The 7,939-nt window shown below is 71.5% G+C and carries 6 protein-coding genes; 2 read left to right on the forward strand and 4 right to left on the reverse strand.

Annotated features, from left to right (window positions below):
• From IFT89_RS19100 to IFT89_RS19110, 3 genes are all read right to left on the reverse strand, one after another.
• Positions 1 to 1,286: NAD(P)/FAD-dependent oxidoreductase (locus IFT89_RS19100; protein WP_202939755.1), on the reverse strand; the 1,286-nt coding region annotated here is incomplete at its 3' end.
• A 172-nt stretch (positions 1,287 to 1,458) separates the two neighbouring features.
• On the reverse strand, positions 1,459 to 2,814 hold the full coding sequence (gene gdhA, locus IFT89_RS19105) for an NADP-specific glutamate dehydrogenase (protein WP_064296885.1): 1,356 nt from the start codon (positions 2,812 to 2,814) through the stop codon (positions 1,459 to 1,461).
• A gap of 188 nt (positions 2,815 to 3,002) precedes the next feature.
• The gene (locus tag IFT89_RS19110; protein WP_374190807.1) at positions 3,003 to 4,292 is read right to left on the reverse strand and encodes an MFS transporter; all 1,290 of its coding nucleotides are present in this window, start codon (positions 4,290 to 4,292) and stop codon (positions 3,003 to 3,005) included.
• A 93-nt stretch (positions 4,293 to 4,385) separates the two neighbouring features.
• Between IFT89_RS19110 and IFT89_RS19115 the strand changes: the two genes are divergently transcribed.
• Positions 4,386 to 5,054 carry a GntR family transcriptional regulator gene (locus IFT89_RS19115; RefSeq protein ID WP_137244136.1) on the forward strand — a complete coding sequence of 223 codons (669 nt, stop codon included), beginning with the start codon at positions 4,386 to 4,388 and terminating at the stop codon, positions 5,052 to 5,054.
• Between the two features lie 119 nt (positions 5,055 to 5,173).
• Here the strand turns inward: IFT89_RS19115 and pheA are convergent, their stop codons facing one another.
• Positions 5,174 to 6,136 (reverse strand): prephenate dehydratase, encoded by a 963-nt coding sequence (pheA, locus tag IFT89_RS19120; RefSeq protein ID WP_192019152.1) that lies wholly within the window; start codon positions 6,134 to 6,136, stop codon positions 5,174 to 5,176.
• A 289-nt stretch (positions 6,137 to 6,425) separates the two neighbouring features.
• Here pheA and IFT89_RS19125 point away from each other — a divergent pair.
• Positions 6,426 to 7,939: alpha/beta hydrolase (locus IFT89_RS19125; protein WP_307783554.1), on the forward strand; the 1,514-nt coding region annotated here is incomplete at its 3' end.

Below are 7,939 nucleotides of genomic sequence, written 5' to 3' on the forward strand. Positions count from 1 at the left end.
CCCGACTCTGCAGGCAGGCCCGACTCCGTCGTCACGCGCGTCGCTGCGGTGGCGCGCGCGTCGACCGCCCGACGAGCCGGCATCGCGGCGGCCACGGCGGCCTCGTCGGCGAACGGACGGGACGGGAATCGACCGGGCGCGTACCGTGACGCGTCGACGAAGGGGCTCTCACCCGTGACCATCAGTTCGGCGAGCATCCGACCGAGTCCGGGGCCGTGCGTGACGCCGGACTCGTTGTCGCCGGCCACGACGTACAGCCCGTCCAGCTCCGGTACGGGCCCCGCGATGAAGCGGCGGTCCGCGGTGTACGACACGATCCCCTGCACGGCTTCGGCGTCGTCGACGACGGGCGCGGCGGCCGGGATGAGCTCGGAGATGATCGGCGACAGGTGCTCCCGCATCGCATCGACGAGGTCGGGGCGGTCCGGGCGACGGTCCGCCGGGCTGTCGTGCACCGCGAGCGCCTCGTAGCCGACGCCGTTGCCGTAGGTGAGACCACCGAGGTGCTCCCGGATCCACAGTCCGTCGAGTTCCGGGATCATGAGGGTCGGCACCTCGCCGAGGCCGAACGGGGCGGTGGTCAAGCGGCTCGCGATCACGCGCGCGAACGGCAGCACGCGGTCCGTGGCGGCGAGGAGTCCGTTCGTCCAGGACCCGGCGGCGAGGACGACCTCGTCGCCGAGGACGCGCTCGCCGGCCTCGGTCAGCACGCCGACGGCTCGGCCCCCCTCGGCGAGGAGATCGACGACGGGCGTGTGCTCGACGATCTCGACGCCCTCGGCCCGGGCGAGCGCCGCGAGCGCGAGTCCGGCGTCGGGCGCGCTGATCTGGATGCCGTCGGGATGGATGAACGCCCCGACGATGGCCTCAGGGTCGAGACCCGGAACGAGCTCAGCGGTCTCGACGGCGGTGAGCAGGCGGGCGTCCTCGGGTCGGAGCGGGTGCTCGGCGAACGGCAGCAGGTGGTCGAGCACGGCCTGCTCGGTGAGGGCGAGCCACACGTTACCCGTGTTCCGCAGCCCGATGTCGTATCCGCCCGCGTCGAGCCCACGGTAGAAGTCGAGGCCCGCCTGCTCGAGAGCGAGTTCCGACTCGTCCCAGTACCAGGCGTAGCCCGCCGCCCAGAGGCCGACGAAGCCCGCGCCCGCTGCGGTCGTCGCACCGGCGGCGGTGCCCGACTCGAGGACCGTCACCCGTCGACCGGCGCGGGCGAGGTGGACGGCGGTCGCCAGGCCGAAGAGGCCGGCACCGACGATGACGGTGGTTGCGGGGCGGGGGTCGGTCACCCTTCGAGGCTAGTCACTCGCCGTCCAGGAGCCGACCATCCCGTCGCAATCCGACACCCGCCGCGTCCCTCGCCGGCGGATTCCGCGTCCCCGACTCAGGAGGTGCGCGGCGCGCCGGGCCCGTCAGCGGTCGACGCGCCGGAGCACTCCTGAGTCGGGGACTGGGACGAAACTAGATGACGCCCTGGGCGAGCATCGCGTCCGCGACCTTCACGAACGCGGCGGTGTTCGCCCCGACGACGTAGTCGCCCGGCCGGCCGTAGCGTTCGGCGGCCTCGTAGGCGGCGCGGTGCACACCGTGCATGATGCCGCGGAGTTTCACCTCGCTGTCGTCGAAGGACCACCGCTGCCTGGCAGCGTTCTGGCTCATCTCGAGCGCCGAGGTCGCCACACCACCGGCGTTCGCCGCCTTCCCCGGGCCGAAGAGGACGCCGGCCTGCTGGAACACCCGCACGGCCTCGGGCGTCGACGGCATGTTCGCGCCCTCCGCGACCGCGATGACGCCGTGCTTCACGAGGGCGATCGCGTCGCGTTCGTGCAGCTCGTTCTGCGTCGCGCTCGGCAGCGCGATCTCCCCCGGGACGTCCCAGACGCTGCCGCCGGCGACGAAGTGGGCGCCCTGACGACGGGCGGCGTACTCGGAGATCCGGCCGCGCTCGACCTCCTTGATCTGCTTGAGGAGCTCGAGGTCGATGCCGGCGTCGTCGACCACGTACCCCGAGGAGTCCGATGCGGTGACGGCGGTGCCACCGAGCTGGTGGACCTTCTCGATCGCGTAGGTCGCGACGTTCCCGGAGCCCGACACGATGACGCGCTTGCCCTCGACCCCGCGGCCGTCGACAGCGAGCATCTCGTCCACGAAGAACACCGTCCCGTACCCGGTCGCCTCGGTGCGCACCTCGGCGCCGCCCCAGCCGACGCCCTTGCCGGTGAACATGCCCGACTCGTGCCGGTTGGTGATCTTCCGGTACTGGCCGAAGAGGAAGCCGATCTCGCGCGCGCCGACGCCGATGTCGCCGGCCGGGACGTCGGTGTGCTCGCCGAGGTGGCGGTAGAGCTCGTTCATGAAGCTCTGGCAGAAGCGCATGATCTCGGCGTCCGACCGCCCGTGCGGGTCGAAGTCGCTGCCGCCCTTCGCTCCGCCGATGCCCTGTGCAGTGAGGGCGTTCTTGAAGATCTGCTCGAACCCGAGGAACTTCACGATCGACAGGTTCACGCTCGGGTGGAAGCGCAACCCGCCCTTGTACGGGCCGAGCGCCGAGTTGAACTGGACGCGGAAGCCGCGGTTCACCTGCACCCGATTGCGGTCGTCGGTCCACGGCACGCGGAAGACGACCTGCCGCTCGGGTTCGACGAGACGTTCGAGGATGCCCGCCTCGAGGTACTCGGGGTGTTCGTCGAGCGCCGGGCGGATGGACTCGAGGACTTCGAGGAGCGCCTGGTGGAACTCGGGTTCGCCCGCGTTGCGCCGCAGGGCGGCCTCCGCGACGGCGTGGACGGGGTCGGTGGACGTGGTGGTGCCGGTCACTGTGGTGCTTTCTGATCGGCCGACCAGGCGTCTCCGGCTGTCGCTCGACGGTGGTCGGAGGCAGTGGAGCGCGACTCGCCGGCGGGGAGGTACACGGGCCGTCGTGGGGCCTCGGCAAGCCTGGCAGCCGCGATAGATATCCGTCAAACGTCGACTAGACGAGCCCACCGGACCGGTGGGACGACGACCTAGAGGTGGTCGTGCTCCGCGGCCTCGCTCGGGATGATCGGGATCGCGAGGGCCGGGAGCACCGCGACCGCGAGGAAGGCGAGCGGATAGCCGACCAAGCCGATGAGCGCACCGACCGCCGGACCGACGACCGACGCGGCGATGAACTGGCCGGTGTTCTGCGCTCCCAGCGCCCGCCCGGCCCAGGCGGGGCCGGCCATCTCGGCGACCGAGGTGAAGGCCAGCCCGTTGTCGGCGACCGTCACGGCACTGGCGACGACGAGCGCGACGGCGACAGCCACGGGCCACTGCAGCAGCCCCACGCCGGCGAGGAGCAACATGACGACGACCGCCGACACCGCCACCCAGCGCAGCGGTCGCACCCGGCTGCCGACCCGGTCGCTCAACACCCCGACGCCGATCCGACCGATCGCTCCGACGAACTGCGCGACACCGACGAGCACGCCCGCCGCGAGCGCGTTCCAGCCCTGATCGGTGACGAGCCAGACGAGCGCGAAGGTCGTGAGCGTGAACTGCGGCACCACGAGCAGGATCGATACCGCGTGGATGCGCCAGAGGAAGCCGTCGCCTCGGTAGGGGTTGCGTGGTCGCGCGGCCACGGGGTTCGGCGTCGTCTCCGTCGAGACCGGCTTCGGCACGACGGTCCGTGGCGGATTCCGGAGTCCGACGGTGCAGGCCACGGCGAGGACACCCGTCGCGACGAGCGAGATCAGGAGGGCGGCGGAGATGCCCGACGCCGCCGCCACGGAAGGCACCGTCACAGCGGCCGCCGTGACGCCGAGGGGCTGCGACATCTGACGGATCCCCATCGCGAGACCGCGGCGGTCCTTCGGGAACCAGCCGACGACGATCCGGCCGCTCGCCGAGTTCGTGCTCGCGGAGGCGGCGCCACCGAGCAGGAGCAGGATGCCGAGCGGACCGTAGCCGAGCGAGGGGATGAGGCCGTCCGCGGCGATCGCCCCGGCAGCGGCCAGCGCGGTGAGGGCGAGGCCGCCCGCGATGACGATGCGCTCGCCGACGCGGTCGGCCAGCCAGCCCCAGGCGATGAGCGTCAGCACCATGCCGAGCGTGGGGGCAGCGGCCAGGACGCCGGCCTCGGCGAGCGACATGCCCCGCTCGGCGTGCAGGAGCGGGATGAGGAACGCCGGGGTGCTGACGAAGAGCGTGCCGGCGGTCTGCGCGGCGACACCGAGCCCGAGGACGGTCCAGGCCCGACCGGCGTTCGGCATCGGTGGACGCGCCCCGCGCGCGGTCGCCGGGGCCACGGGGGCTGGTGTCGATCCGGTCATCGTGCCGCTTCCTGCGCTGGGTGTCTCCCACTGCTAGCATGACGGTACACCATTTTGGTATACCAAGAGTCACCGGCCGGATCGGGAACACGGATGAGCACTCCGACGCAGACCACGCAGCTCTACGAGCGCCTCCGCGGGGCGATCCTGACCCTCGACCTCGCGCCCGGTCAGCCGCTCACCGAGCGGGGGCTCGAGCAACGCTTCGCGGCGTCACGGACACCCGTACGCGCCGCACTCACCCGGCTCGAGGCCGAGGGACTGGCGCGTCGGGACGGCCGCGGCTGGATCGTCGCGCCCATCGACCTCGAAGAGATCGGCCTCATCGCCGAGGTCCGTGAGGCGCTCGAGACCGCCGGCGTCCGGCTCGCCGCCGAACGCGCGACCGAAGCGCAGCTCGCCGCGATCCGCACCCTGCTCGACGAACCCCGCCCCGACGACGAGCACACGGTGCTCCGTGTCGGCGGCGACTTCCACGAGGAGCTCGCGGCACTGTCCGCGAACCACCTGCTCGCCGAAGGGGTGCGCGGCGCGATGGTCCGGCTCGCCCGTACCCGCTGGCTCGAGGTGCGGACGCCCGAGGCCCGAGAGCAGGCCGCCACGGAGCACCGCGCCATCCTCGACGCGGTCGCGGCGCGCGACCCCGAGCGCGCGGCGGACCTCGTCGCGCGTCACATCCGCGGGACGAACGAGCGGCTCATCGCCTCGCTCACCGCCGACCAGCGTCGCCTCCGCGGTCACGGGGTCGACGTCGTCAGCTGAACCGCGGCGACACCGCGTCGGCGCTCACGACTCCTGCACCCCGCCTCGAATCCCGCTGACACGCCGTCCCCGAGCTCGGACACGGACCGACAGCAGGAGTTGTGCGCGAGCGCGACGGCTCAGTGGTCGAGCGGCTCCGCCGACAGCAGCCCGCGCAACCAGTCGCGAGCCTCGATGAACACCTCGTCGTTGTAGCGGGAGTGGTAGTCGACGGCGGTGCGATCGGCGCTGGGATACGAGCCCAGGAAGATCACGTTCGGGCTGAAGCGTCGGAGCCCCAGCAGGGCGTCGGCCATCCGTTCGTCCTCGATGTGTCCGAGGGCGTCGATCACGAAGCGGTAGCGTCCAAGCGCGTCGCCGATGGGCCGGGACTCGATGAGGCTCAGGTTCACGCCACGCGTGGAGAACTGCTCGAGCATGCCGAGCAGCGAGCCGGACTCGTCGTTCGGCAGCTCGACGATGAGGCTCGTCTTGTCGGCTCCCGTCCGGGCCGGGATCTCCCGTGAGCGACTGACGACGACGAAGCGGGTCACGGCGTTCGGGTTGTCGCCGATGTTCTCCGCGAGGACGTCGAGGTCGTAGTGGTTCACGATGCCGGGCGGGGCGACCGCGGCGTCGGCGGTCGAGGTGCCGTCGAGCAGGGAAGCTGCGGCGGCGACGTTGCTCGACGCGGGGATGTGTCCGTGCGAGGGCAGCTTCGCGTCGAGCCAGAGGTGGCACTGCCCGTAGGCGACGGGGTGCGCATTGACGACCGAAACGTCCTCCAGTCGCGTTCCGGGGCGGGCGACGAGTACGAAGTTCACCGGCACGAGCACCTCGCCGACGATGCGGAGACCGGGCATCGTGGCGAGTGCGTCCTGCGCCACGGACACACCTCCGTCGACCGAGTTCTCGATGGCGATGACCGCGGCTGTGCTGCGGCCCTCGAGGACGTCGCCGAGCGCCTCGCCGACGTTCGACACGGGCTTCCAGATCTGGCCCCTGGCCTCCTCGACCTGGCCGAGCGCCACCTCGGTGAACGTCCCGCTCGGACCGAGGAAACTGTAGCTCCGGGGGGCGTCGTCGGCGGGTGCGGCTGGCATGCCTCCGAGCGTACCGTGTGGTTCGCGACACACCCTTGGACGACCGTTGACTCCCATCCAGGTCACATTCGGGTGATTTCCAGGAAGATCGGGTCATTTCGGCCTCGATACCCCCCGTTTTGAGCTGTTCAAATCACGCCAATACCCGCCACAATGGATACAAGGGTGTATTGAGCGCTGCCGCTCGTCTCGGGAAACGAGTTCACGGCCGTTCGTCTCCCCGATCTCGATGCGTGATCCATGTCGCGCGAGGCTCCACCCGACGGGCTGAGACAGGAACAGGAGTGACGTGACGAGTGTCTTCACCGACGCCGCCCCGCGGTCCACTCCCCGACTGAACCTGGCGAGCGGCAGCGAGGCCGCGTTCAGCCTCGGCTCCTCCTGGAGCCTCCCGTCGTTGTCGCTGCCGGCCTGGGTGCACCGGCCGATCTCGGCGGCCCGCGCGACACTCGTCAAGTCGATCGTCATGACCGTCGCGATCGCCGCGATCCTGGCCGGCGTCGTCACGGTGACGCAGACCTCGACCGCCGGCGCGAGCGCGATCTCCGCCACCGACTTCGCACCGGCGGCCTCCTCCGTCCCGACGATGACGGCGGCCGCCTTCACCGCCGCCTACGCCGGGGATCTCGCCGCGGCGGCGACGGCACTCACGACGATGTCCTCATCGCAGGTCGCGCAGCTCTGGACCGAGCTCGCCCCCGGGTACCGCGCACTGCTCATCACCGGCTACCCGGCGGTCATCGGCAACCTCGAGGGCGTCGCCTACACGGACCGGGCGACGGCCAACGTCTCCCGCCTCGCCGGCCTCCTCGCCGACACCGAGGCGAGCTACCGCTCGCTGACCGTGAGCAGCGACCAGGTCGACGGGCAGGCGGACTCGGCAGCCCTGGCCACGACCCTGTCGCGCCTGGACGCGATCAAGCTGCTCGTCGACCGGTACACACCGGACGCGATCGCCGCCCGACTCCAGCCGGAGTACCTCATCACGTTGCAGGCGGGCGGCTCCGGACCCCCGCGGGTCGCGGTCGCCGTCGGAGACGTGGACACCGCCACCTACGTCACGGTGTTCGTCCCCGGGATGAACAGCAGCGCACTCGAACTCGACGACTACCTGCGCGGGGCGAAGCGCATCCAGACCGCCGCAGCAGACAGCGCGGTCATCCTCTGGATCGGCGGACACAGCCCGAGCGCACTCGAGGTGCCGTCGAACGACCGGGCGGTCGAGGGAGCTCCACTGCTCGCCGGGGTGCTCGCCGGATACGACGCCGTCCGCTCCGCCCACGGCGTCGCCTCGCAGCTGAGCGTCGTGGCGCACTCGTACGGCACGGCGACCGCCTCGCTCGCGTTGGCGTCCGGCGACTACCACGTCGACGACTTCGTCATGCTCGGTTCGGCCGGTATCCCGACGGAGATCGGGATCGACGATCTGCACGTCCCGGCGAGCCGCGTGTACGCCTCCCAGGCGAGCGCCGACACCCTCGCCGGTCTCGGCCAGTTCCTGTCCGGTCGAGCCGATCCTGCGACGAGCTCCTGGGGCGCGACCACCTTCGGCTCCGACGGTCTGACGCTCGGCGACGGCGACCACCTCGGCGCCGTCGACGGACACAACGCGGTCGGGTCGAGCAACGCCGACGACCGGGGCAAGTACCTCGGGCCGGCCACCGAGAGCCTCTACGCCATCCAGCGCATCGTCACGGGTCAGGCCTACGCGGTCGCCGACCTGACGACGCCCGGGTCGCCCCACCAGCGCGGCCCCGTGCCGGACGCCGCGGGCGCCGGGGCGGCCGCATCCACGACGGGCGC

Origin of the sequence: Plantibacter sp. CFBP 13570 (assembly GCF_014841395.1) — a bacterium.
Taxonomy (GTDB): domain Bacteria; phylum Actinomycetota; class Actinomycetes; order Actinomycetales; family Microbacteriaceae; genus Plantibacter; species Plantibacter auratus.

What these genes read in the sequence shown, in the direction of transcription:
- IFT89_RS19115 (WP_137244136.1), top strand. Translation starts at nt 4,386, where the DNA reads ATGAGCACTCCGACGCAGACCACGCAGCTCTACGAGCGCCTCCGCGGG.
- pheA (WP_192019152.1), bottom strand. Translation starts at nt 6,136, where the DNA reads ATGCCAGCCGCACCCGCCGACGACGCCCCCCGGAGCTACAGTTTCCTC.
- IFT89_RS19110 (WP_374190807.1), bottom strand. Translation starts at nt 4,292, where the DNA reads ATGACCGGATCGACACCAGCCCCCGTGGCCCCGGCGACCGCGCGCGGG.